The following is a 21,858-nucleotide window of genomic DNA, read 5'->3' as shown; positions in this document are numbered from 1 at the left end:
CCTCTCGGGAAAATCACCCGGCATGGGACCGAAGGCCGGGGTTGGGCCCAAGTTTTTCGATGACCTCAGAAAACTCCGTCACCACCTGCTGCCAGCGTTGGCCTTCGGAGGCGGATACCCACGTGAAGCGAAACCGCCTCGGGTCGATGCCGATGAAGGGCAAAAAGCGTCCGACCATTTCCAGCCGGCGCCGTGCGTATAAATTTCCCACGGCGTAATGGCAGTCCTTGGGATGGCAGCCGGAGACCAGAACCCCGTCGGCGCCCTGCGCCAGCGCCTTGATGACGAACAAAGGGTCCATGCGTCCTGTGCAGGGAATGCGAACGATGCGCAGCAGAGGCGGCTGGCGAAATCGGCACACGCCGGCCGTGTCCGCCCCACCGTAAGAGCACCAATTGCACAGGAATCCGACGATGCGAAGGGAAGCCTCGGTTTGGTTTGTGATGTTCAGGGCCTCGTCACGCACACAACGCCTCCAATTCGGCCAGGATTTGGTCGTCCGTAAAGTGTTTGAGCTGCACGGCCTTTGAGGGACACGTGGCGTTGCACAGACCGCAGCCTTGGCAGACCGTATCCAGCACATGAGCTTTTCTGGAACCGTCCCGAAGCGACTTCCACTCTATGGCGCCAAAGGGGCAGACGCTCAGGCACTTGCCGCATCCGATGCACGCCCTTTCCAGCACGCCGGCGGTTTGCGGGTCGGTGGTGATGCTGTCGCGGGCGAATAGAGCCAAGACCTTGGCTGCGGCAGCGCTTCCTTGCGCCACCGAAGCAGGAATGTCCTTTGGTCCTTGGCACGTGCCGGCCAGGTAAATCCCGGCGGTGTTGGTTTCCACGGGCTTCAGCTTGGGATGGCCTTCCATGAAAAAGCCGTGCGCATCGCAGGAAATACGCAGTTTTTCAGCCAAGTCCTGCGCGCCGTGAGAAGGTTCCATGCCCGTGGCCAGGACCACCAAATCGGCTTCCACTTCCACTTGCGCGCCAAGAAGCGTGTCGGCCCCTTGAACTACCAGCCGATCGCCCAAGGGATAAATCTTGCCCACGCGTCCTCGAATGTACTGAACCCCATAGTCTTCCACGGCGCGGCGAACGAACTCATCGTAATTTTTTCCGGGAGCTCGAATGTCCATGTAGAACACGTAGCATCGCGCCTCGGGAATGTGATCCCGCGCCAGAATGGCCTGCTTGGCCATGACCATGCAGCACACGGCGGAACAGTAAGGTCTGTTCACGGACTTGTCCCGGGATCCCACGCAGCCCACGAAGACGATGTCCCGAGGCTCCCGTCCGTCGGAAGGGCGCCGAATATGGCCGCCGTAAGGACCGGAGGCGCTGAGGATGCGTTCGAACTGCATGGTGTTGATCACGTCCGCATATCGGCCGGCGCCGTATTCTCCATAAGCTATGGGATTGAAAAGGTCGTAGCCTGTGGCCACGATGATGGCTCCCACATTTTCCGTGATGTGGCGATCCTCCATATCAAAGTGGACCGCATGCACCGGGCAGATTTTTTGGCACACTCGGCACTTGCCTGTCTTGAAATAGCGGCAGGCTTCCTTGTCAATGTGGGCCTTCTTGGGAATGGCTTGGGGAAAGGGAATGCGAATGGCTGAAGCCGTCCCCAAACCCTCGTTGAAGGGATCGGGGTTTTTCTTGGCCGGGCATTTTGCCATGCACACGCCGCAGCCCGTGCAGGCACTCCAATCCACGTAGGTGGCTTTTTTCCGCAACGCGACCGTGAAGTTGCCGATGGTGCCGCTCAGGGATTCCACTTCCGTAAAGGTGTGCAGCGTGATGTTTTCCTTTTGGGCCACATCGACCATCTTGGGGCCGAGAATGCACGAGGAGCAGTCGATGGTGGGGAAGGTCTTGTCCAGCTTGGCCATCTTGCCGCCGATGGTGGCTTCCCGTTCCACCAGGACCACTTCCAGGCCCGCGTCGGCGCAATCCAAAGCGGCCTGAATGCCCGCGACACCGCCTCCGATGACCATGACCCGTTTGGTGAGGGGAACCTGGGAGCCGAAAAGGGGTTCGTTGCGCCGCACTTTTGCCACGGCCATGCGCACCAGATCGGCTGCCTTGCGCGTGTTGACGCTCTTGTCCGTGCCGATCCAGGACACATGCTCTCGAATGTTGGCCATTTCCAGCATGTAGCGGTTGAGTCCCGCTTTTTCCACGGCACGCCGAAAGGTAAGTTCGTGCATGCGCGGGGAACAGGCGGCCACCACCACGCCCTGCAATCCGTGGGTCACGACGGCGTTTTGAATCTCCTTTTGGCCGGGTTCGGAGCAGGTGTACAGAAGCTCCGTGGCGTAAACCACGTCGGGCCAGGTCAAGGCCTCGGCCGCCACGTGTTGCGTGTCGACGGTGCCGGCGATGTTGGTGCCGCAGCGGCAGACAAAAACACCAATGCGCATGAGGGTTCCTTTAATTCACGGTCCACAATGGTCGGCGAGATAACTTTCCCGATATGCCGTTTCACGTCCCTTGGGTCATCCCCGTGAAAGCGGGGATCCACGGTTTTCGACACATTCCGAATGCGATGGCTCCCGACGGTTCCGCACAGGAAGAACCCCAAAGGGAGACACCACGAGCTTTCCCAACCCCAGATCCTGTTCGGGAAGCCCGAGAGCCCACCCGATGATTTGGGTCAGGTACAGGACCGGCAGACCGAAGCGAGACCTCATGGCCTTTTCCGCCTGGGCCTGCCTGAGGTCCAGGTTCTGCTGGCACAAGGGGCAGGCCACGACGATGGCCTGCGCGCCCGAGCGGCGTGCCATGTCCAAAAGGCGACCCGAGAGGCGGGCCACCACATCGGCACGCGTGATGCCCGATGTGGCACCGCAGCACTCCGTCTTGAAAGGAAAGTGGGGCACGACACATCCCAGAGCTTCCAAAAGAAGGTCCATGGAGACGGGGTTTTCCGGGTCGTCAAACTGAGCCGATCTTTCAGGCCGCGTCAAAAGGCATCCGTAGTAGGGGACCACCGAGAGGCCATCCAAAGGCCATCGTACGGCGTGCGCCAAGGTGTTCGGACCCACCTTTTCGTAAAGAAGCTGCAGGACGGAGACGGCGCGCACCGTGCCCTCGTATGGATGCCCAAGGGCCTCTTCAAAGGCCTCAGAGTGCAGGGCATGGGCCTTGATGGCCCCTTTGAGGGCTTTCAGGCAGCCGGGGCAAGGGGTCATGACGGTTTTCAGGCGGGCCCTTTGAGCCAAAAGGAGATTGCGTCCGGCAAGGGTCGCGGACAACATCGGATCGTAAAGGGATGCCGGAGTCGAGCCGCAACAGTTCCAGTCTTCCAATTCCACGAGCGAAAGGCCGAGGGCGTGGCAAACGCTGCGGGTGGATAAGTCGTATTCCACGGCCAGGCCTTCCAGGGAACATCCAGGGTAGTAGGCAACGGGATCGTTCATGAGCATACATCACCTGAGAACGCATAAAGGGGGCTCACGGAACATTCGCAAAGCGCTTCACCAATGCGGCCACGTGGCGACGTCCTGGAATGCGATGAGGCACAAAGCTGAGCTTGCCTCTTTTGAAAAGTTCAGGCGCCAGACCCACATCGGCAAGGAGCATTCCCGAGCGGGCCTTGTAGGCGGCAAGAAGGCCGCTTTCAAAAACGCGCCCGAAAATGGACACCGACCGCAAGAACTCCTCGGCAAAGCGCTTGACGTTCTTGTCGGCCACACAGCCCTTTTCCAGAGCCATGAATCGAAGCGTTGCCATGACCCGTGCCACGTCGATGGTGCACGGGCACCGGACCGTGCAGGCCTGACATTGGCCGCACAGCCAGATGGCTCGACAATGAAGCACGGTGTCCTGTTGGCCCAACTGCACCAACCGCATGACCTGGTTGACGGGAAAATCGTAATCGCCCGTAAAGGCGCAGCTGGCGGTGCAGTTGCCGCACTGGTAACAAAAAGAAATCCGCTGACCGCTGGACTCTTCGACGCGGCGCACAAAGTCGGGATCGCTCTGTGCCTGAATCTTCAGAAAGTTTTGGCCGTTTTTCATGATCTTTTCGCCCTTAGCGGCTGCTTCCCTCGTAGCCGAAATCGATCAGAAGCTGCTGGTACTCGTACTTGACGCGTTGGTACATGCGAGCGTTTTCAATGGCCATGGCACACTGCTGGGCGATGGCGGCGGCAAATTGAATTTCCAGGTCGTGAAACGGAGGCCGTTCGCCGGTGAGAATGCGCAGCACACCGATAACCTTGCCTCGCACCTGAAGGGGAATGGAAAGGATCTTGCGAATGCCCTCCTCGATGACTTCGCTTCGGTACTGAATGCGAGGGTCGGTGAACACATCCTCGATGACCACAATGCGGCCTGCCATGTTTTCGGCGATGCTCTTGGCCGCGTCCACAGGCCCTTTTTTGAGAAATCGTTCGCTCAGGCCGTAGGCTTGGGCCAAATACAAGGTGTTGGTCTTGGTGTCCAGAAGCCGCACGGTTGTGCCCAAAACACCCATGACCTGGGTGATTTTGGTCACCACCAGTTCCAAGACCTTGTTGATAGACAGCGTGGAATTGATGGCGTGGGAGATTTCTTGAAAACTGGAAAGATAGCGCCGCTCCCGCTCGATGATGTCCTCCAGCTTGTGTTCCCAGGCCAGCGCGACGATGCCTCGGCCCGCGAGAGCCTCCGCAAACTGGAGTTCTTCCCGAGTGAACTTTCGAGGCTCGGCGGCAAACAAGGCCAGCATGCCCTTCGGTTGCTGCTCCACTTCCAAAGGCACCGCGACCGCTGCGCGCACGCCCTCCAGAAGCAGCCCCTCAAAGTCGGCGCCGTTGCCTTCGAGGCGCAGATCTTCAATCTGCACCACCTGCCGGGGCACGGAAGCGCACAAGCTCCCTTCCCGTGGTTTGGAAAAGAGAAAATTTTCGCTGAGCCCATAGCCGGCCACCAGTTCCAGCCGGGATCGGCTTCGGTCGTAAGCCTTGATGACCGCCCCTTTAAGAGCCAGACACTCGGTGAGGCGTCGCGTGATGAGGTTCATGACATCCGCCGCTTCCACACCGTCACACAGAGCGCGGCTGACCTCGACAAAAGGCTTGAGTACGCTGGTCACATCCATAGCGGCCTTCCTTGTTCCATGCGACATTGCCCATGGGAGAACAAAAAACCCCTCGAAAACCTCTCGAGAGGCTACTGAATCATGGTTCATTCTAGGGGCGCCAATCTAGACAAACCCGGCCAGTCATGTCAATCCCTTTGCTGTCATATCCTTCGCCTGACCACCGATGGCCCCTGATACGGTCCCCACAGCTTTCTCATCTCTTAAAGACAACCGAGGTCGGGTCCATTGAAATGGCGCCCAAGTTTACTTGGGTCGATGGCGTGATGTGTGATGCAATGGGCAATAAAACACTCTGGGGTGGATTTTGGTCTCAAGTTCTTTGCCTGATCGGCCGATGTTTACAAAGATTAGTCGCGGCATGAAACCGAACCGAGCGCAAAGGGAAAGAGGTGGGTGTGGGTGCGCTATGCTTTCCTTGGACGACAAACGGCGGGGGAAAACCATGACATCGGGAAAAGATCAACTCATTCTGCTCGTGGAGGATTCGGCTATCACGAGAAAGATGGAAATAAAGGTTCTGAACTCCCTCGGCTACCACAATATTTTGGAGGCCGAAAACGGAGAGCACGCTCTGCGCCTGTTGCGCGACAATCCGCATGTGGCCCTGGTGATCAGCGATTGGAACATGCCCGGCATGGGAGGCCTTGAGCTCGTTCGCGCTTTGCGCTCTCAGGAAGCCTATCGCGATTTGCCTTTCATCATGGCCACCGGCCGTGCCCAGATGAAAGAGAGAATGGAGGCAGCAGAGGCCGGTGCCAACAATGTCATCACGAAGCCCTTTGCTCCCCAGGAGCTCCAGAGCGCCATCGACGAGACCTTTGCGGGAAAAACGTTGGCCGGACGCCAGCACAGCCGCGTACGACAGCCCGAACGCACCACCTCGGGGCGGCTGCGGCTCAAAGTGGCCCATATTCAGATTACCGATCACCTCACCCTGGGCGTAGTTAAAAGCTTGATCGAAACCGGGAAGCTGAAACCGCGGCACTTTGAACTGGAAACGTTGTGCATGTCCAGCTGGAATCCCGTGCAAAAAGCCCTGGCGGAAGGAGAGGTGGATGCGGCTTTCGTCCTGGCTCCTTTGGCCATGGACCTATTCGCCTACGGCGTGCCCCTGCACATTATCCTTTTGGCCCATAAGAACGGGAGCATTGCTGTGCGAAAAAAGGCTTCCGCCCAGTCCCTCAAGGCTATGTTCCAAGGAAAAACCTTTTACATTCCTCATGAATTGTCCATCCACCATATCCTGTCTCACATGTTCTTCACCGGGCTGGGACTGAATCCGGGTATGGGTTCGAACGCCGGCTGCGATGTTCTCTATGAAGTGGTCCCGCCGGTGCGCATGCCGGAGTTTCTGTCCGGGCAGTCGAGTGCATGCGGCTTTATGGTGGCCGAACCCATCGGGACCAAGGCAATCGCCGCCGGGCTGGCCGATGAGCTTTTCCTGTCCGGTGAACTGTGGGAAAATCATCCCTGCTGCGTGGTGGCCATGCGCGATGAGATCCTCGAGCAGCACCCCGAGGCCGCGCAGGAATTGGTCGGCATGTTGGTCCATGCGGGCAAGTACATAAGCGTTAACCCGGACAATGCCGCCGAAATCGGGGTCGATTTTCTGGACCCTCAAGGCACTCTGGGGTTGAAAAAGGCCATCCTCAAAAACGTGCTCGCCGATCCCATGGGGGTCAAAACGGACGACTTGCTGCCCCTAGCCGACGATTTTGTCAAAATTCAAGATTACATGGTGGAACGTATGGGTTTGGGTTCGCGCATTGACGTGAACCGCCTTTTAGACCTTCGATTTGCGGAAAAGGCCTGCCTGCAAGCTGGAGGTGTCTCGCGTCGGTCGGTGCTCCATGATGCGACCGACTTTGCCCATAAAAAAGTGGCCGATCTGGAAAACCAAGCTGTCCGGTCCAGCAAGGCGAATCTGGATCGCGAGGGTCAATACCTCATCTTTACCCTTATGGATCAGACCTACGGGCTGGACGTTTTGACCGTCAAGGAAATTGTCGGCATGATGCCCATACGGTCCGTGCCGGAGGTGTCTTCGGAAGTAAAAGGAGTGGTCAATTTGAGAGGAAAGGTCATTCCCGTGGTGGATCTTCGGCTCAAATTCGGCCTTCCCGAGCTTCCGTACCACAACCGCACATGCATCATCATTTTGGACATTCCTCGCACAGATCGCATTATCCCATTGGGCATCGTCGTTGACACTGTCTCCCATGTGGAAAACATTAAGGCAACCCAGATCGAAGATGCGCCTGCCTACGGTTTGGGCGCACCGTTGGAGTACATCGCCGGCCTGGCCAAAGACGGCGATAAGGTGCGCATTTTGCTGAATGTACACCGCCTCTTTTCGCACCCGGAGGCCTTGCTTCCAAATCAACGCAATGAAGGCCAAGAGGCTGCCTAACCCTAAAGGGACGAATTCTCAGCCATCTGTTCGAGCAGGCTGTTTGTGTTTGGTTTGATAGAAGGCCGCAAGGGGCGATACGGTGTCGCGGCGTGCGCCGCTGCTCCCAGAGCTATTTGGGGACAAGGTGCGAGCTGGTTGCTGGAAAAGGCTTGGCCGTGCGTGCCGCGGTGCGTGGCCAAGTGGCTGGGTTGTCAGAAAACATAACGGGGCGCTGCCTGTTGGTCAGCTCAGCCGCAGTTCGTGTTGAGGGCCGAAGCAGCGTTGGCGCACCAGCCAGAGCACCAATAACGTCCCCAAGGTGGTGGACCCCACAAGCATAAGCATGACCACGATCTAGTAGCGGATGGATACCAGTGGATCCGCGCCGACGAGAGTCTGCCCGGTCATCATGCCGGGCAAAAACACGATGCCCACGCCCATCATGGTATTGATGGAAGGAATCATGCCCGCCTTGATGGCCGCTCGAAACATTTCCGTATTGGCTTCCTTGTAGTCCGCTCCCAGGCTGAGCAGCGTTTCCACATCCCCTCGACGACGGCGAAGTTCGCCAAAAAGACGTTCAGGGCTATGGCCACTGCGTTCATGGAATTGCCAATGAGCATGCCGCCCAAAGGCAGGAAGACCTGAGGCCGCCGCCAGGGGTGGACGTCAACAACCAAGGCGGTCACCACATAAGTGATGATAAAATAACTGGTCAGCATGGAAGCCAGCGTGGGCAGGAAGAAAGCCACGGTCTTTTCGGATACACGGCTGCGAATGATCCAGGCGGCGGCAAAGATCATGAGGCCATAGAAGCCCAGAACAGGAGCCTGGTGTGGAACGCGAAAAATCACGGTTAAGACGTAGCCCATGACGAAAAGCTGAACAAACATTCGAAGGGTGCCCCAGAAAAGGTCCTTCTCGAGACCGAGGCCGTGTATGAGGGATGTGATGTCCCCAAGCACATGAAGCCCAGAGCCACCAGAAGGTAAAAGGTACCGATTTCAGCGAGAGCCTGTTCCATGCCCTTGCGCTCCTTTGGGTACTAAACGTCCCAAATGCAGGCGAAGCACCGCATCGGATCTCGTGTGCACGAGTTCTTGATGACTCACCATGACGATGCTTGTGGCCTCCTGAACCCGCACCTCCCCCAACAAGGCCTCCACCGAGCCCTGACTTTCCCTGTCCAGGGTGCTCATGGGTTCGTCCAGCAAAAGCACCTGAGGGTGCAGGAGCAGGGCGCGCAGGAGGGCTACCCTATGGCGTTGCCGTCGGACAGGTCGTGAAATTGTCGGTCCAAGGCCACCTCCTCCAGGCCTATTCGGTCCAAGCGATGGCGAAGTTTTTCCAAGGGCGGTCGAGATCGGCTTCGATGGCTTCGAAAGCCAAAGGCAACGAGCAGGTTGTTGAGCACCGTGCCGGCGATGGCGCCGGTTGTTTGCGCCACATAGATCACCGAGCTTCTTAAAACGGGCCCCGGCACGGTTTCCAGCGGGGCTCCGTTCCACAAGATGGTGCCCGCCTCAGGGTGTTCAAAGGCGGCCAGCATGCGAAGCAGCGTGGTTTTCCCGCACCCTGAAGGCCCCACAATCTGGATCCATTGTGAGGGGTAAATCTCCAAGCAGAAGCCATCAAAAATGGAGCGACCATCAGGCAGGGTCTGGTGGAGGTCGATGCAACGAAGAACGGGTTCTCACAGAGTGGTCCTCCTGGTTTCCGTTCCCATGCGTCCATGGATGCACAGCGATCAGACCACGCTTTCGTGTCCCAATGAGCTCAGAACAAACGCGATGGCCAGAAAAATGCGTGGCGACATCAATCTATTTTCAAGTCAGGGAACCAGAAATGGAGCCAATTTTGGGCCTTACCGACAACATCATCGACTCGGCCTGTAGGTTGGACCCTTTTTACAGCGGCGCTGTTCTTAAGCCAAAGAAAGGCGAGGCACGATAGAAAAATCAGCCTGCTGTGGATTCACTCAAGAGGCCTATGGAGTGCACAACTTTGACGAACGCTTTTGCCTGGGGTAAATGTCATCGTTGTCGGCGAGTGATTGAGGGGGAACGTGGGGGGATGGGTTTGTTCGGAAAGCCCAACTGTTGAAGCGGCGCAAGACGCGAAATCTTATCGCGCCGTGCGGCGGGCGCCAGGCATGAGCCATAGGCCTCCAGATCGTGTGCGCAAGGCCCTCCTTCCTGATAAAGCCAGGGGACCATTTTGAGAGAACCTTACGGAAGGCTATGCCGAAGGTGAACGGATGGAGGTGGATTTTCCTGGTCGGGACGGGCGGATTTGAACCGCCGACCCCCTGCTCCCAAGGCAGGTGCGCTGACCAGTCTGCGCTACGCCCCGACGTGTCCCGAGCGGACCGGGACTGGCTCGGTGCCTACCATAGCGATCAGGGAAATGCAAGACGATTGGCACCGCCCCTCATGGGGGCTTTGATTGAATAGAAAATAGCCAAAAAGGAGGCATTAAGGATTGTGATGGATGGAGTCTGCGATCATGTGGCGCATCGAGTGAGGCTGGTCCCCGCGGTGCAGTGGCTGGGACTTCAGGTTTTGGAAGCGCAAGGCGGAAGAGCCCGTGTGCAGCTTCCTTATCAGTCCCATATGTGCAATTCTCGAGGCATGGTGCACGGAGGTCTTGTGAGCACTCTGGCGGATTTTGCAGGGGCCATGGCTCTGCTTTCATTGCTGGACGAAAAAGACTTCACGCCCACCATCGAAATGAGTGTGAACTATCTCGGCCCCGGCCGCTCCGACCTCACGGCCGAAGCCCAGGTGCTCAAATGCGGCTCGCGCGTTGGCACAGCCTATGTGCAGATTGTGGACACAGAAGGGCGATTGACGGCCGTAGCTCTGGCCAGCTATGCCGTCTCAAAGGCATGAACCTTTTTTCCATTCTATATGATCCCTTGGCAATGGGGAGGAAACCATGGAACGAAGCCTCGCAGTGCTAACCAGCGGCGGCGATGCGCCCGGCATGAATGCGGCAGTGCGTGCTGTGGTGCGCCGCGCTTTGGATTGCGGGTTCAAAGTCTACGGCATCTACAACGGCTACGAGGGGCTCGTGTCCGGCGGAGAAGCCATTCGGCCTTTGGGCTGGAATGACGTCGGCGGCATTTTGCCGCGAGGCGGCACCTTTTTGGGCACGGCCCGATCGGAACGGTTTCGCACCCTTGAAGGGCGGCGCCAGGCAGTGCGCCATTTGGTGACCTTAGGCGTGGATGCCTTGGTGGTCATCGGCGGCGACGGGTCCTTGATGGGAGCTCATGTCTTGGCCGAAGAGTGGCCTTCCCATGTGGAAGCGTTGGAGAAAGAAGGACTCTTGGGCGAATTAGGGAAAGTGCCCCCGTCTCTGGACGTGGTCGGTCTTCCCGGATCCATCGACAACGACCTTTACGGCACGGACATGTCCATCGGGGTGGACACGGCCCTGAACCACATCGTGCGCGCCATCGACGATCTCACATCCACGGCAGCATCCCATCAGCGCACCTTTGTGGTCGAAACCATGGGGCGCCATTGCGGCTATTTGGCGCTTATGGGCGCCCTGGGTGGAGGGGCTTCCTGGGTGCTGGTGCCCGAAGAAGAATTGGACCTGCGATGGCATCATAAGATGATTCGGGCCATCGAAAAGGCTCGAGCCATCGGCCGCCCGCACCAGATGGTGGTCGTGGCGGAAGGGGCGCGTCATCCCGATGGTTTGCCCATTCGCACGGAGGAGCTCAAAAAGATTTTGGCCGATCGATTGGGCATCGATGTGCGTGTGACCGTCTTGGGCCATGTCCAGCGAGGGGGAGCTCCGTCGGCTTTTGACCGCATTTTGGCCACCCGCTTGGGTGTAGCTGCCGTCGACGCTTTGGTTCAGGCAGGCGATCGGCCGCTGCGGCACATGATCGGATTGCAAAAAAACCGAATCCATATGACGCTCTTGATGGAAGTGGTGGAAAAGAGCCAGGCGGTGGGCCAACAGATCGATCAGGGCGCCTACAGAGAAGCCCAGCGGCTGCGAGGAGAGAGTTTTGTCCGCACCCTGGAACTTTTCAAGACCTTGACGCGCATTGAACCAGCCGCCGCGATGCAGGGAAACGGCCCCGTGGCCATCCTGACCGGGGGGGCCGATGCGCCGGGCATGAACACGGCGGTAAGCATCGCTGCCCGCTGCCTCATGAACGAGGGGTTTCCCGTGGTGGGCGTGCGCGATGCCTTTTGGGGCTTAATTCGCGGCGAATTCATGATGCTCGAATGGAACGAGCTCACCTCGTGGGTCAATCGCCCCAGTTCTGAACTGGGCACCGTGCGCCACAGTTTGACTGAAGAGGATGTGCAGCGCGTGGCGGAAACCATCGAAAAGCACAACATTCGCGGCCTCATCGCCATCGGTGGCCTCGGAACCTACATGAACGTGACCACGCTCATGCACCACATGCCAGAACTAAAGGCCTTGGCCATCCCTATGGTCCTGGTCCCGGCAACCATCGACAACAATTTGCCGGGGACGGAATTTACCATTGGAGGAGACACCGCTCTCAACAACATCGTTCAAGACCTGGACAAAATCCGCCACACGGCGGGAGCCACCAAGCGCACCTTTGTGGTAGAAGTCATGGGGCGCCAGTCCGGGTATTTGGCCTTGATGGCCGCTTTGGCCTCGGGCGCCGAAAAGGCGTACTTGCCGGAAAAAGGCATTACTCTGGCGGAACTCAACGAGGATGTGGCCGTCCTTCGGGCAAGCTTTCAATGCGGCAAGAGAATGGTTCTTTATTTACGCAACGAGAATGCGTCGAAGCACTATACCACCGACTTCATCGCTCGGCTTTTGGAGGAGGAGAGTCGGGGATTCTATCAAGTGCGCACCGCCATTTTGGGGCATCTGCAGCGAGGGGGCGTTCCTTCGGCCTTTGATCGCATTTTGGCGAGCCGTATGGGATCGGCGGCAGCTCAACAAATGAGCACCATGTTGCGTCAGGATCAAAAGGAAGTGTTGGCTTTGGGGCAAAAAGGAGGAGACCTCGAGGTCACACCGCTGCAGCAGGTTATGGAGGAGATGGATGTGAGGGAAGGGCGTCCCAAGCGCCAATGGTTCCTGGAGCTGAGCGCGATGGCAGAGACGCTGGCCAAGCATGCGCCCGCATGTTCCGTGGCCGGATCGGAGTAGGGCCATGAAAAGCAAAAGATGGATAGAGCTTTTGGGGTGCTTTAGCGTGGTTTTGGTCCTAAGCGGCTGCGCCCACGTGATCTCACCCCAGGTGCGCCAGCAGGCTGCCATGAAGCTGAGCCTGGAGGAGGTTCGAAAAAACCCCGAGGCCTACAAGGGCACCGTGGTCGTTTGGAGCGGCGTGATTCTCTCCGGAGAAAACAAGAGCGACGGGACCTGGCTGGAAATTCTGGAACTTCCAGCCAACCGGCAGGGAAAGCCCTCGAGCACCACGCGTTCCGGAGGCCGTTTTTTAGCCAAGGATTTCAGATTCCTGGATACCGCGCTGTATGCGCCCAACCGTTTGGTCACGGTGGCGGGAACCCTTTCGGGAACCCAACAACGACCCCTGGGAGCCGTCCCTTACGTTTATCCCGTGGTGACCGTCATGGAAATGCACCTGTGGCCTGAGGAACCCGTGGTCGTTCGGGATCCCTACTACGACTGCTACCGGTACCCTCCCATCTGGTGGCGGTTCTATTTCGGCCATGGATGGTGTTGGTGACCCGCCTTATGCGGGAATGAGGCGGCATGGTATGGCCCGAACCTGCGGCGTAGCCATCACGGGATCTGTTCGCGTGACTGCCGTCACTCGATTGAGATTTGATACCTGCCATCCGCGCATGGGATCATCGACCTTTTCCGGAAACCACCACCCAAAGTCTGCGAGAACCACGGGATGCTGCAGGGCGTCCGTGAGATGGGCGCGCTGAGTGATGCGCCCGTGAGCGGTTTCAATGAAAATTTCCTGGCCTTCGCTGATGCCTAACCGTGATGCCGAATCCAACGAAATCCAGACCGTAGGTTCTCGATGCTCTCGGCGAAGGCGTTCCAGGTGGCGATACGCCGAATGAAAGAAATCCTTAGGCTTTCGGCTGGTGAGCAGGAAAGGAAAATCATCCGGTAAGGGTTCAGGATCCTCGGCGGCCGGCAACCCGGCGAAACCCCATTTTTCCATAAGGCTTGAGCGCAATTCCACCTTCCCGGATGGTGTCTTGAACCCTTTGTCCTGGTAGGTGCGATAGCGTTTGGGACCGAAAAGCACGCCCCTTTGGCAAAATTCCCCGTACGTCAGCCCGGAAGGGGCCACAATGGCTTCAAGGATGTCTTCCGCTTTTGGCCAGAAACGATCGCCCAACCCCATGCGCTTGGCCCATTCATTGATAATCCACAGGTCGGATCGGCAGGCATCCGGAGGATCCACCAGCTTTGGCCGAGCCGTGATGAAGCCGTGAGGCAACCCGTAGTGGCCGATGTCGTCGTATTCCATGGGCAAGGCCACGGGGAGTACCAGGTCGGCCAAAGCGGCCGTGGGCGTCATGACTTGATCGGCAACGGCAAGAAAATCCAAGGATTCCAAAGCCTTTTTGACGACCTCGGCTTCCGTGTAACTGAGCAGGGGATTGGATCCCTGCACGTAGAGACACCGTATGGGGTAGGGGGCTTGATCCACAATGGACTGCACCACCATCCAGCTGGGCACTGAAATCAAGCGCGGAAGGATGCCGTGGTGACGGTTCAGGAGCTTCTTGGGGCGATCGGGAAACTCGTCCAGAGCAATCATGTCCTTGAGGGCCAGGAGTCGGGGCATCTCGGCGCGAATATTGCCCCCGGGTTGCTCCAGGTTTCCGGTAACGGCCATGAGGTGCACCAGGGCCCGGCAGGTATTGGCGCTTTTTGGGGTGTGTTCCACGGCATTGCCCCACTGGAGGCAGGCCGGGCGGCTCTGAGCGTACAGTCGAGCCGCCGCTCGAATCTTTTCCTCCGAGACCCAGCATCCTGCCGCCACCCGTTGCGGCGTGTAAGGCTTGACGGCCTGGCGCAGGTCGTCAAAGCCCACGGTCCACCGTTCAACGAATTCCCGATCGTAGATCCCTTCTTCCAGGATGATATGCAAGAAGCCCATAGCCAAAAGGTCGTCCGTGCCGGGGCGAATCTGCAGCCAGACATCGGCTTTTTCGGCAAGGGCCGTGCGCAAGGGATCCACGACCACCAGCCGCGCTCCCTGTTTGAGGCAGGCGTGCAGGTGGCCTCCCAGCACGCCTTCCTCATTGGTGGCCGGAGGATTGCTTCCCCACAGCAGCACACATCGGGACGGACCCTCCAGGTCCGCCACGGGAAAAAATCCGCAGGTGACCAGAGCCATTTGTTCTCGAGGCATGTGGCACACATGCTGGCTTCCCGCCACATTGGGGCATCGAAGCAGATTGGCCAGGCGAAGAAGCAGGAAAAATTCCGGTCCCTTAGGTGCTCCCTGGGCAAAGGCGACGCTTTCCGGCCCACTTGTTTCTATGGCTCGAATGAATTGCTGGGCCAGAAAATCCAGGGCCTGATCCCAGCCGATGGGTTCCCAAAGCCCGGAACCTCGTGGTCCATTGCGGCGCAGCGGCTGCGTGAGCCTGAGATCGCTTTCCAGTCGTTCCTTTGCGGAAAGGCCTTTGCGGCAGTGCCAGCCGTGGCTGAAAGGATCGTCAGGGTCGGGAACCACCTTGTCCACACGGCCGTCTTTAAGGGAAACTTTCAGGCCGCAACCGCCGTGATCGAATCGCGCACAATGGGTCCGAAACCATTCCTGAGCCATGGGATCCTCCCGGGCAGGGTGTCGTTTTACGCCTCTAGTTGTTTTCTTGCCGTGTTTAGCAGTTCATTCAGGGCCAAAGAACGCTCCGCTACCGCCTCCAGCGTCTGAGCCACCTGTTCGAGGCCTTCCGATCGCGCGTGCTGCGCCCAGCGGCGATAGGACGTCCCATGGTCTTCGTTGTGGTGCTGCCAGTGATCCAGCATTTTGGCCAGCTTTTCTCTCATGGAAAGGGCACCACCTTCGGATTCTGCCAAAGCGGTATGGCCTTCGTGGCCGAAATGTGCGTCGTGCTTGCCCCCGTGATGAGCCTGATGGGAAGCCTGGGTGCAGTGATCGTGCTCATGTTTTGGGGTTGTGGCATCGTGATGATGGCCCATGATTGCCCTCCATGCCCGCGAAATCATTTCATGTCCGTGGTGTGCACCCAAAAGACGGCCCCGATCTCCACGGGTTTGGGTTTCCCGTCCTTTTTGAGCTTCCAGGAAGCCTCGCTGAGCGCGGCAAAGCCCCACCAGCCCGCGCGAGGCATGGCGTAGGTGAACACACCGTTCCCGTCGGCCTTAATCACCTGAGTCACGTACGGATCGGAAGGGGCTGCCACCCTGGATGGATTATCCGGGGATTCGTTGAGGTATTCCACTTCCACTTCCGCATACGGGACGGGCTTTCCTTTGAGAAGCACGCGGCCGGTAAACACATTGCCGGTCCACAGTCCATAGGGCCTTGTCAACGGCACGATTTCCGTCTCCAGCCCCACGGGCTCGTCCCAGCCTTCTTCCAGGCCAAGGGCCTGGACGCACACCTTTGTATAGTGCACAATGTATTTGTCCTCCGCGGGTTCCCAGTACGGGTTGGGTTCCATGAAAAAGACATAGTTTCCGGGCTTTCGAACCGTATAGGTGGTTTCCCAGTACGTGAAGTCGCTGTCCTGATCGGCGCCACGCCCTTTGCGGGCTTGCAGGGAAGTGGTTAAATCCGTTGTCTGGCCCAAGCGCACAAAGCCGAAACGCTTGGGCTTGACCATTTCCATGTAGTGCCCCTCCATGGGATGGAGGAACTTGGCCTGCACCGTGAGGGTCTTAGAATCTTCCGGCGTGACAATGTCGTCGGAAGGCAGAATGAGCCCAAAATGAGCCAGGGACGACCCCGTGCCCAAAAAACCGCTCAATAAAACCATGGCCAAGACCGAAACGGCGATGCGATGATTCATGACAACCTCCTTTGTTCGATGTGCTTGGGTTGTTGAAGGAGAAAAAATTCCACGAGGTCTTCGTGACCGGAGGTTCATGGCGTGAGGGACGGCATCCCTCAAGCTGTGTGGGCCGGGCTTGAAAGGCTTCGACCTTTCCTTAACGAACTAAAGTGAAGGAAAACACAACACGTGTCAAGGCACTCACAGGTTTCAGACCGCTTTAAAAAGGATTCAAGAATGCGACAAGACCGCCCTGAGAATAACCAGGCAGCGAGCAGTGATCTTGTGGCCGACTACAGGGATGATTGCTGAGCGGGGTTTCTGGACGTAAGTTTACGTCTCAGATTCGTGCGGCCCGGTCAGAGTTTTCGCTTTCTCATCACGGCGGCGCAAAGACCCAAGATGGAACGGGTGGTGGCCCATAACGGCGGCACGGTGCTTCAGATTGTGGAAACGGAAGACGCCATCCAAATGACCGTGGGCAAAGCCCCTGAGGTGTAGGATATGTTGGCGTCTACCAGGGGTCGTAAAATCCCAACGGGGCTGCTCACAGTCCAAGAGCTTCGCAAGGCGCCACAATATTTCGCACCGTATGCCGCTTCTGCAGGGACCGTTCACAGAGGAAGGGCCAGGGGGCTTTTGGCGTCTCAAATGGTCCCGCAGGGGGTCGAGAAAATTTCTCTTGACAAGGGTGAGGCCGGAGCGGTAGCAGGAAGTCACAAGTTGCCGGAGCGATCAGGTGCTTGCTGCTTAAAAGGGAATCCCGTGAAAGTCGGGAGCGGTCCCGCCGCTGTGAACGGGGACGGCGCTTGCGACGAAACCACTGACGCCGCCAAGGCGTTGGGAAGGTGCAAGCGCTCGGACGATCCGTGAGCCAGAAGACCTGCCTGATCGTTGGGAAATGCGGCACGGGTGCATGCCGTCATGTTTCCCGCGTGAGGACTAAGCGAAACTGGGTGCAATCCTTAGAGCCGTCGGCTCTAAGGATTTTTTTTGGGGAAAAAGGCGGCCCACCTTTTTCCCAGCACCACCCTCCTCATCGTTCCATTTACCCTTTGACCGCCCGGGGTTGCACCCATGGGCCCCGGGCGCCTTCAAAAAACGGAGGATTCTGATGAAAAGAGGATTGATTGTCTATGTGACCCAAGGGGGAGAACTCCACGAGGACAGCTGGGGTTCCTATGCCTGCATGGACCGCTTTGGCGCGCACGCCATCGGCGTGGCTCGCTCGGAATTCGAGATTGCCGAAAACTGGTGGCGCATGCTCACCCAAGGCATGCAGGAAATCCTCTGTGTTCGAGCTCAGGTGGACGGCGAACGCGGCATGTCCATCATCGGAGCCCCCCTGCGTCTTTGCGGTTAAGGGAGAGCCGGCGAGGACACCGCGTGGACGCGGTGCAACCCTGGAAAGGGCTTGGGGTTGTGCGGCGCTTCGCAGGCAAGAAGTCAAGCCTTTTGCGTTCAAAGGGAGGAATATCGTATGGTGGCCAAGTTAAGAAAAGGCGCGTGGGTTCTTCTCGTACAACTGGGATTGGTGGGGATGGTTCTGGGAAGCACGGGAGTTAAAAAGGCGATGGCCAAGCATGAATCCGCCGAAGAGGCAAAGCCGGCCATTCTCGTGGTGGCCTTTGGAACGAGTGTTCCGGAAGCCCAAAAAGCCTACGATCTCATCGACCAGCGCATCGCAGCGGCTTTCCCTAAAGTGGAAAGGCGCTGGGCCTACACCTCCAGCATCATACGCAAAAAACTTCGCGCTCAGGGCCAATCCCTCGATGCTCCGGAAACCGCCCTGGCCAAGCTCATGGAGGATGGTTTTACACACGTGGCCGTCATGTCACTGCATATCATTCCGGGAGCGGAGTTTCATGATCTTTACACAAACGCCCGGTTCTTCGCGCAGATGGTGGGCGGCTTCAAAAAAGTCACCTTTGCACAGCCCCTCATCTCATCCGCCGAAGACATGGTCCAGGTGGCGCGAGCCATGGCAGAGAGTGTGCCTTTAGAGCGAAAGCCCAATGAAGCGGTGATCTACATGGGGCACGGCAGTGAGCACCATCCCGCCGATGCCGCCTACGTCGCCATGGACAGCTACTTTCGAAAACAGGATAGCAACATGTATCTTGCCACGGTGGAAGGGGCTCTTCCCTTTGAAAACGTTCTGTCCACTTTAAAAAGCCGCCGCGTGCCCAAGGCCTACTTGGTGCCCTTCATGGTTGTCGCCGGTGACCACGCTCGCAACGATATGGCAGGTGAAGAGCCCGACAGTTGGAAATCTCAGCTGGAAGCCCAGGGCATTAAGGCGGTTCCGGTCTTTCGCGGCATGGGAGAAGTTCCGGCGGTGGTGGACGTTTGGATCCGTCACCTGCAATCGGCCATGGAGGCTTTGGGAATGCCATAACTGCACGGTACATCGGCCACGCATTTGCCGCACACATCCACCAGGGGAAGATCCTTGAAGTGGCGATCGTTTTCCAAGAGCTGGGCGTAGCAGCGATGCCGGTCCAGCCCGTCGAGGGTGAGTGCTCCAAAGGTGCAGCGGCGAACGCATGCCGTGCACGGATGACCCGATTTGGCGAGGCAGTATTCCACGGTGGGGCGTGGCGTCGGCGCCATGGGTTTGGTCGTCACCAAACTGCCCAGTCGGCCGCACGCCCCTTGATGCGTGATGAGCTGGTGATGAACGCCAAAGGTTCCGAGCCCGGCAATGTAGCCCAGATGCTTGTGAGACCATCGGCTGACGAGGCGTTTTTCATCGAAATTGTGGGTTGCCGGCGTGGTAGCGCTGTCATAGCCTTCCTGGGCCAAATGATGCTTCAGGGCTTCGCAGATCTCGGCAATGAGGGCGTTGGTGGCCACGTAGGCTTCGGCCCAGGAGCGGGCAGCGTAAGGCGTATCCGATCGGTTTTTCTTGGCGAGGTCTTTTCGAAACGGCAAAAAAAAGACGATCACCGAAGCCGCGAAAGGCAGAAGGTCCTGCGGCCGAGCATGATCGGGCGCGGCAACCTCCCTCAGTTTTTCAAACAAAGGATCCTCGACTCCAGCGACGCCGACACACACAGGAAGTCGCCAATAGATGTTCCCGCCGTGACGGTCGGCCCAAGCGCGCATGGACGTTTCTATGATGTCCTGAAGCTTTGTGCCCATCCAAGACCCTCTCTTACCCAAAAAGGTTTTCACGAACCGCCGGGTTTTTTCACTCATTGCGACGCACGGATCAAGTCTTTACAATGCGAAGCGGTGCACATGACGATTCCAAAGATTTCCGGACCCTGGTGGTGTTTGAATGAAAGAGGCCCTTTCCGCATCCGCATGGAATGAATCGCGCGCCCAGCGCCGCGCGCGGCGGTGGGACATTCTGGTCACCGCAGCCATGGCGCTTTGTTTACTTATTCCCATGCCTTTCGCGCAATTTCGTTCCTGGCCGGACCAACGACTCATTTTGGAGCGCCCTGTGTTACCCTGGAGTTCCTTTCGCCTGTGTTACCGGCCGCTGGATGACGGCCCACCTGTGGAGGAACAGTACCGATTCAATTCTTCAGGCCGTCTGCATCCGTCCGTAGCCGCAAGCGCGTTTCCCATGGCTCTGGAATCTCTCGACCCTCCAAGGCTGCAATGGCAGAAGCAGCCGGAAATCGAACTCCAAGATCTCCACGACCGTGGAGCTTTTTTGGACATTCGCGTGCGATGGCAACCCGTGCTGGCCTATCCGCTCAAAATGCTCCTTGACGCCTGGAAAGATCATCCTTTGGGCTCCCAGGGCGGCGGCGCCAGGCGATAGATGACGCGGATTCTGTTCGGATCAATCCCTTCGTCCAGCAGCGCCACAATGCGCCGAAGACTTCGCCGCAGTCGGTAAAGCGCCGCATAGGAGGCCATCACGTCAAACGGGGCGGCGCTGATGTCGGGATAGGCTTTTTCAAAGACGTCCAGGGCTTCATTCAGTTGGGCTAGTCCCTGCCGGTAATCGTTTTCCAACATGGAGACGGAGACTAGGTTGCTCAAGAGCCCAAAGCTCAGAACGGCGTCGTCGGCGCAGACTTGCAGTCCTTCTTGAAGGAGGGTGCGAGCCTTGTCCGTGGCGTGATGATGCAGGTAAAGATAACCCAAATCCCGGCACAAGCGGCCCTGAAGGTCCCGAAACCCGCGATGCCTGGCCAAATCCAAAGCCAACTGATAGTACCGAATGGCTTTAATGAAATGGCGACAAGCGCAGGCCTGATCCCCCCGGTGAATCCACACGAGCACCTGGTCACGATCCGCTCTGAGATCGGGAGGTTCATGAGGAGGGTTCACCGTAGGACTCCTTGGCACGCGTCGGCTCTTCAAGCCGAAGGTGGGGAAAAACGCGCCGGCTCACAACAAAACTCACAGCCAAAGGTAGCCAATAATAGGCCAATCGGTACAAAAGTACCGCCAGAAGGGCTTGATTATAATCCTTGCCCAAAAGGTAAAAGGCCCCGGCCATGGACCCTTCCATCATACCCAAAGAAACGGGTGTGATGGAAAACAACCCAGCAAAAATACCCACAGAAAACCCTATGGCAAGTTCATTCAAGGATATGGGACACCGGACGGCCTGAAAGGAATACTTGAGGCATAGAAACATGAACGTCCAGTCCAGAGCCGCGTAGAGTAGGGGAAGAACAAGTCGAGAGGTGTTCTGCACCATGAGCGTCATGCTCTCGTCAAAGTTTTGAAAGAACGCCTCCGCCTTCTTGGGAATGATCCACTGGGACTTCTTCAGGAGCGCCGCCATGCGATAAACGACCCAAACACTGACGTTCCACGCTCGGCGACGAAAAGTAGAGCTGATGAGGATCTGAAAGGTCACCCACGTAAACACCAAAGCGATTCCCAACACGACGACCGCGATGCCCAATTGCCTGGCATGGATTTGCGCATGGCCATAAAGATAAAAAAAACCGAGATAGATTAAGAGAACGGCCACGGTGTTGGTCAGGAATCCATGGACCATGGAAATACTTAAGGTTCGGCTTGGAGGAATGCGCTGATGGCTGAGTAAATAGACTTTCAGAGCGAGACCGCTGAGTCCGCCCACGGGCATAAGGTAGTTTATGCAGCAAGACACCAGGGAGATGGAAAGCACGAGACCCAAAGGTCGCCCATGCTCCAGGGTCTTCAGCAATTCAAAAAGAACAGCGCCCATAAACACATAGCTCACCACGCTGGCCCCTACGGCCATCAAGGCCCACAAGGGTTCCACTTCGTAGAGCTTTTGGGCAAGGATAGGAAAATCCGCCCGCAGGAACACAAAAAGCAGCAGAGCGCAACCTAAAAACGCAGCAATCCATAAGCGCATGCGGTGTCGCACGGGCAGTTTCACGCGACGCTCCTTCAGGTTACCAGAGTGTAAAGCACACTTCCTCATACCAAAGCTCACGGTCTGA

20 protein-coding genes, 1 tRNA gene, 1 pseudogene and 1 riboswitch are annotated in these 21,858 nt (G+C 57.7%); of the genes and pseudogenes, 7 read left to right on the top strand and 15 right to left on the bottom strand.

What is annotated here, in order from left to right; translation table 11 throughout:
• Positions 1-13: 13 nt before the first annotated feature.
• From EDC27_RS05100 to EDC27_RS05080, 5 genes are all read right to left on the bottom strand, one after another.
• Positions 14-466 (bottom strand): hydrogenase iron-sulfur subunit, encoded by a 453-nt coding sequence (locus tag EDC27_RS05100; RefSeq protein ID WP_170161544.1) that lies wholly within the window; start codon positions 464-466, stop codon positions 14-16.
• Positions 459-2,417, bottom strand: a complete 1,959-nt coding sequence (locus EDC27_RS05095) for a CoB--CoM heterodisulfide reductase iron-sulfur subunit A family protein (protein ID WP_123289513.1) — start codon at positions 2,415-2,417, stop codon at positions 459-461. Before EDC27_RS05095 ends, EDC27_RS05100 begins: the two co-directional genes overlap by 8 nt.
• A 75-nt stretch (positions 2,418-2,492) precedes the next feature.
• Positions 2,493-3,416: a CoB--CoM heterodisulfide reductase iron-sulfur subunit B family protein gene (locus EDC27_RS05090; protein WP_123289688.1), complete on the bottom strand. Its 924-nt coding sequence runs from the start codon at positions 3,414-3,416 to the stop codon at positions 2,493-2,495.
• Between the two features lie 34 nt (positions 3,417-3,450).
• Entirely contained in the window at positions 3,451-4,017 is a 567-nt protein-coding gene (locus EDC27_RS05085; RefSeq protein ID WP_123289512.1) for a 4Fe-4S dicluster domain-containing protein, read from the bottom strand.
• A gap of 13 nt (positions 4,018-4,030) precedes the next feature.
• Positions 4,031-5,080 (bottom strand): GAF domain-containing protein, encoded by a 1,050-nt coding sequence (locus EDC27_RS05080; protein ID WP_170161600.1) that lies wholly within the window; start codon positions 5,078-5,080, stop codon positions 4,031-4,033.
• Positions 5,081-5,525: 445 nt separating this feature from the next.
• Here EDC27_RS05080 and EDC27_RS05075 point away from each other — a divergent pair, with 445 nt between their 5' ends.
• Positions 5,526-7,493: a chemotaxis protein CheW gene (locus EDC27_RS05075; RefSeq protein WP_123289687.1), complete on the top strand. Its 1,968-nt coding sequence runs from the start codon at positions 5,526-5,528 to the stop codon at positions 7,491-7,493.
• A gap of 336 nt (positions 7,494-7,829) precedes the next feature.
• On the opposite strand, the pseudogene EDC27_RS16215 reads toward EDC27_RS05075, so the two are convergent.
• The 4 genes and pseudogenes from EDC27_RS16215 to EDC27_RS05055 all read right to left on the bottom strand — a co-directional run bounded on the left by EDC27_RS16215 (position 7,830) and on the right by EDC27_RS05055 (position 9,827).
• A pseudogene (locus EDC27_RS16215) lies at positions 7,830-8,368 on the bottom strand (ABC transporter permease).
• Positions 8,369-8,479: 111 nt separating this feature from the next.
• Positions 8,480-8,674, bottom strand: coding sequence for a P-loop NTPase family protein (locus tag EDC27_RS05065; protein ID WP_123289510.1), 195 nt, complete (start codon positions 8,672-8,674; stop codon positions 8,480-8,482).
• 53 nt (positions 8,675-8,727) lie between these two features.
• Positions 8,728-9,096 (bottom strand): ATP-binding cassette domain-containing protein, encoded by a 369-nt coding sequence (locus EDC27_RS05060; protein ID WP_170161599.1) that lies wholly within the window; start codon positions 9,094-9,096, stop codon positions 8,728-8,730.
• 653 nt (positions 9,097-9,749) lie between these two features.
• Positions 9,750-9,827: transfer RNA gene (locus EDC27_RS05055), tRNA-Pro, on the bottom strand.
• Positions 9,828-9,961: 134 nt separating this feature from the next.
• Between EDC27_RS05055 and EDC27_RS05050 the strand changes: the two genes are divergently transcribed.
• The 3 genes from EDC27_RS05050 to EDC27_RS05040 are packed head-to-tail and all read left to right on the top strand — an operon-like array spanning position 9,962 to position 13,182.
• Positions 9,962-10,366: a PaaI family thioesterase gene (locus EDC27_RS05050; RefSeq protein ID WP_123289508.1), complete on the top strand. Its 405-nt coding sequence runs from the start codon at positions 9,962-9,964 to the stop codon at positions 10,364-10,366.
• 46 nt (positions 10,367-10,412) lie between these two features.
• Positions 10,413-12,638 (top strand): 6-phosphofructokinase, encoded by a 2,226-nt coding sequence (locus tag EDC27_RS05045; RefSeq protein WP_123289507.1) that lies wholly within the window; start codon positions 10,413-10,415, stop codon positions 12,636-12,638.
• A 4-nt stretch (positions 12,639-12,642) separates the two neighbouring features.
• A complete protein-coding gene (locus EDC27_RS05040) occupies positions 12,643-13,182 on the top strand; it encodes a Slp family lipoprotein (protein ID WP_170161598.1) in 540 nt (179 codons plus the stop codon).
• 6 nt (positions 13,183-13,188) lie between these two features.
• Here EDC27_RS05040 and EDC27_RS05035 read toward each other — a convergent pair whose 3' ends face one another.
• From EDC27_RS05035 to EDC27_RS05025, 3 genes are read right to left on the bottom strand one after another with little or no spacing between them, the layout of a single operon-like run.
• Complete coding sequence (locus EDC27_RS05035) at positions 13,189-15,258, bottom strand: molybdopterin-containing oxidoreductase family protein (protein ID WP_123289505.1); 2,070 nt, start codon at positions 15,256-15,258, stop codon at positions 13,189-13,191.
• 26 nt (positions 15,259-15,284) lie between these two features.
• Positions 15,285-15,635 carry a hypothetical protein gene (locus EDC27_RS05030; protein WP_123289504.1) on the bottom strand — a complete coding sequence of 117 codons (351 nt, stop codon included), beginning with the start codon at positions 15,633-15,635 and terminating at the stop codon, positions 15,285-15,287.
• A gap of 23 nt (positions 15,636-15,658) precedes the next feature.
• Positions 15,659-16,468: a DUF4198 domain-containing protein gene (locus EDC27_RS05025; protein ID WP_123289503.1), complete on the bottom strand. Its 810-nt coding sequence runs from the start codon at positions 16,466-16,468 to the stop codon at positions 15,659-15,661.
• A gap of 702 nt (positions 16,469-17,170) precedes the next feature.
• A riboswitch (cobalamin riboswitch) is annotated at positions 17,171-17,355 on the top strand.
• A gap of 209 nt (positions 17,356-17,564) precedes the next feature.
• Here EDC27_RS05025 and EDC27_RS05020 point away from each other — a divergent pair.
• Together EDC27_RS05020 and EDC27_RS05015 are read left to right on the top strand one after the other, a co-directional pair.
• Positions 17,565-17,813 (top strand): hypothetical protein, encoded by a 249-nt coding sequence (locus EDC27_RS05020; RefSeq protein ID WP_123289502.1) that lies wholly within the window; start codon positions 17,565-17,567, stop codon positions 17,811-17,813.
• Between the two features lie 117 nt (positions 17,814-17,930).
• Entirely contained in the window at positions 17,931-18,848 is a 918-nt protein-coding gene (locus EDC27_RS05015) for a sirohydrochlorin cobaltochelatase (protein WP_123289501.1), read from the top strand.
• Here the strand turns inward: EDC27_RS05015 and EDC27_RS05010 are convergent.
• Positions 18,809-19,594, bottom strand: a complete 786-nt coding sequence (locus EDC27_RS05010; RefSeq protein ID WP_123289686.1) for an epoxyqueuosine reductase — start codon at positions 19,592-19,594, stop codon at positions 18,809-18,811. The two genes, EDC27_RS05015 and EDC27_RS05010, sit on opposite strands and share 40 nt — an antisense overlap.
• Before the next feature lie 139 nt (positions 19,595-19,733).
• Here EDC27_RS05010 and EDC27_RS05005 point away from each other — a divergent pair, with 139 nt between their 5' ends.
• The gene (locus tag EDC27_RS05005; protein ID WP_123289500.1) at positions 19,734-20,228 is read left to right on the top strand and encodes a hypothetical protein; all 495 of its coding nucleotides are present in this window, start codon (positions 19,734-19,736) and stop codon (positions 20,226-20,228) included.
• Here the strand turns inward: EDC27_RS05005 and EDC27_RS05000 are convergent.
• Entirely contained in the window at positions 20,189-20,743 is a 555-nt protein-coding gene (locus EDC27_RS05000; protein WP_123289499.1) for a hypothetical protein, read from the bottom strand. The two genes, EDC27_RS05005 and EDC27_RS05000, sit on opposite strands and share 40 nt — an antisense overlap.
• Positions 20,727-21,794, bottom strand: coding sequence for a lysylphosphatidylglycerol synthase transmembrane domain-containing protein (locus EDC27_RS04995; protein WP_170161597.1), 1,068 nt, complete (start codon positions 21,792-21,794; stop codon positions 20,727-20,729). Before EDC27_RS04995 ends, EDC27_RS05000 begins: the two co-directional genes overlap by 17 nt.
• Between the last annotated feature and the right edge of the window lie 64 nt (positions 21,795-21,858).

Origin of the sequence: Desulfosoma caldarium (genome assembly GCF_003751385.1) — a bacterium.
GTDB classification, from domain to species: domain Bacteria; phylum Desulfobacterota; class Syntrophobacteria; order Syntrophobacterales; family DSM-9756; genus Desulfosoma; species Desulfosoma caldarium.
This window is presented reverse-complemented; position numbering and strand designations above follow the sequence as displayed.

Bases quoted from the DNA above. Each gene is read 5' to 3' on its own strand.
- EDC27_RS05040 (WP_170161598.1), top strand. From the start codon at position 12,643: ATGAAAAGCAAAAGATGGATAGAGCTTTTGGGGTGCTTTAGCGTGGTT.
- EDC27_RS05080 (WP_170161600.1), bottom strand. From the start codon at position 5,080: ATGGATGTGACCAGCGTACTCAAGCCTTTTGTCGAGGTCAGCCGCGCT.
- EDC27_RS05095 (WP_123289513.1), bottom strand. From the start codon at position 2,417: ATGCGCATTGGTGTTTTTGTCTGCCGCTGCGGCACCAACATCGCCGGC.
- EDC27_RS05085 (WP_123289512.1), bottom strand. From the start codon at position 4,017: ATGAAAAACGGCCAAAACTTTCTGAAGATTCAGGCACAGAGCGATCCC.
- EDC27_RS05030 (WP_123289504.1), bottom strand. From the start codon at position 15,635: ATGGGCCATCATCACGATGCCACAACCCCAAAACATGAGCACGATCAC.
- EDC27_RS05005 (WP_123289500.1), top strand. From the start codon at position 19,734: ATGAAAGAGGCCCTTTCCGCATCCGCATGGAATGAATCGCGCGCCCAG.
- EDC27_RS05075 (WP_123289687.1), top strand. From the start codon at position 5,526: ATGACATCGGGAAAAGATCAACTCATTCTGCTCGTGGAGGATTCGGCT.
- EDC27_RS05010 (WP_123289686.1), bottom strand. From the start codon at position 19,594: ATGGGCACAAAGCTTCAGGACATCATAGAAACGTCCATGCGCGCTTGG.
- EDC27_RS05025 (WP_123289503.1), bottom strand. From the start codon at position 16,468: ATGAATCATCGCATCGCCGTTTCGGTCTTGGCCATGGTTTTATTGAGC.
- EDC27_RS05065 (WP_123289510.1), bottom strand. From the start codon at position 8,674: ATGAGCACCCTGGACAGGGAAAGTCAGGGCTCGGTGGAGGCCTTGTTG.
- EDC27_RS05045 (WP_123289507.1), top strand. From the start codon at position 10,413: ATGGAACGAAGCCTCGCAGTGCTAACCAGCGGCGGCGATGCGCCCGGC.
- EDC27_RS05090 (WP_123289688.1), bottom strand. From the start codon at position 3,416: ATGAACGATCCCGTTGCCTACTACCCTGGATGTTCCCTGGAAGGCCTG.
- EDC27_RS05035 (WP_123289505.1), bottom strand. From the start codon at position 15,258: ATGGCTCAGGAATGGTTTCGGACCCATTGTGCGCGATTCGATCACGGC.
- EDC27_RS05050 (WP_123289508.1), top strand. From the start codon at position 9,962: ATGGATGGAGTCTGCGATCATGTGGCGCATCGAGTGAGGCTGGTCCCC.
- EDC27_RS05015 (WP_123289501.1), top strand. From the start codon at position 17,931: ATGGTGGCCAAGTTAAGAAAAGGCGCGTGGGTTCTTCTCGTACAACTG.
- EDC27_RS05020 (WP_123289502.1), top strand. From the start codon at position 17,565: ATGAAAAGAGGATTGATTGTCTATGTGACCCAAGGGGGAGAACTCCAC.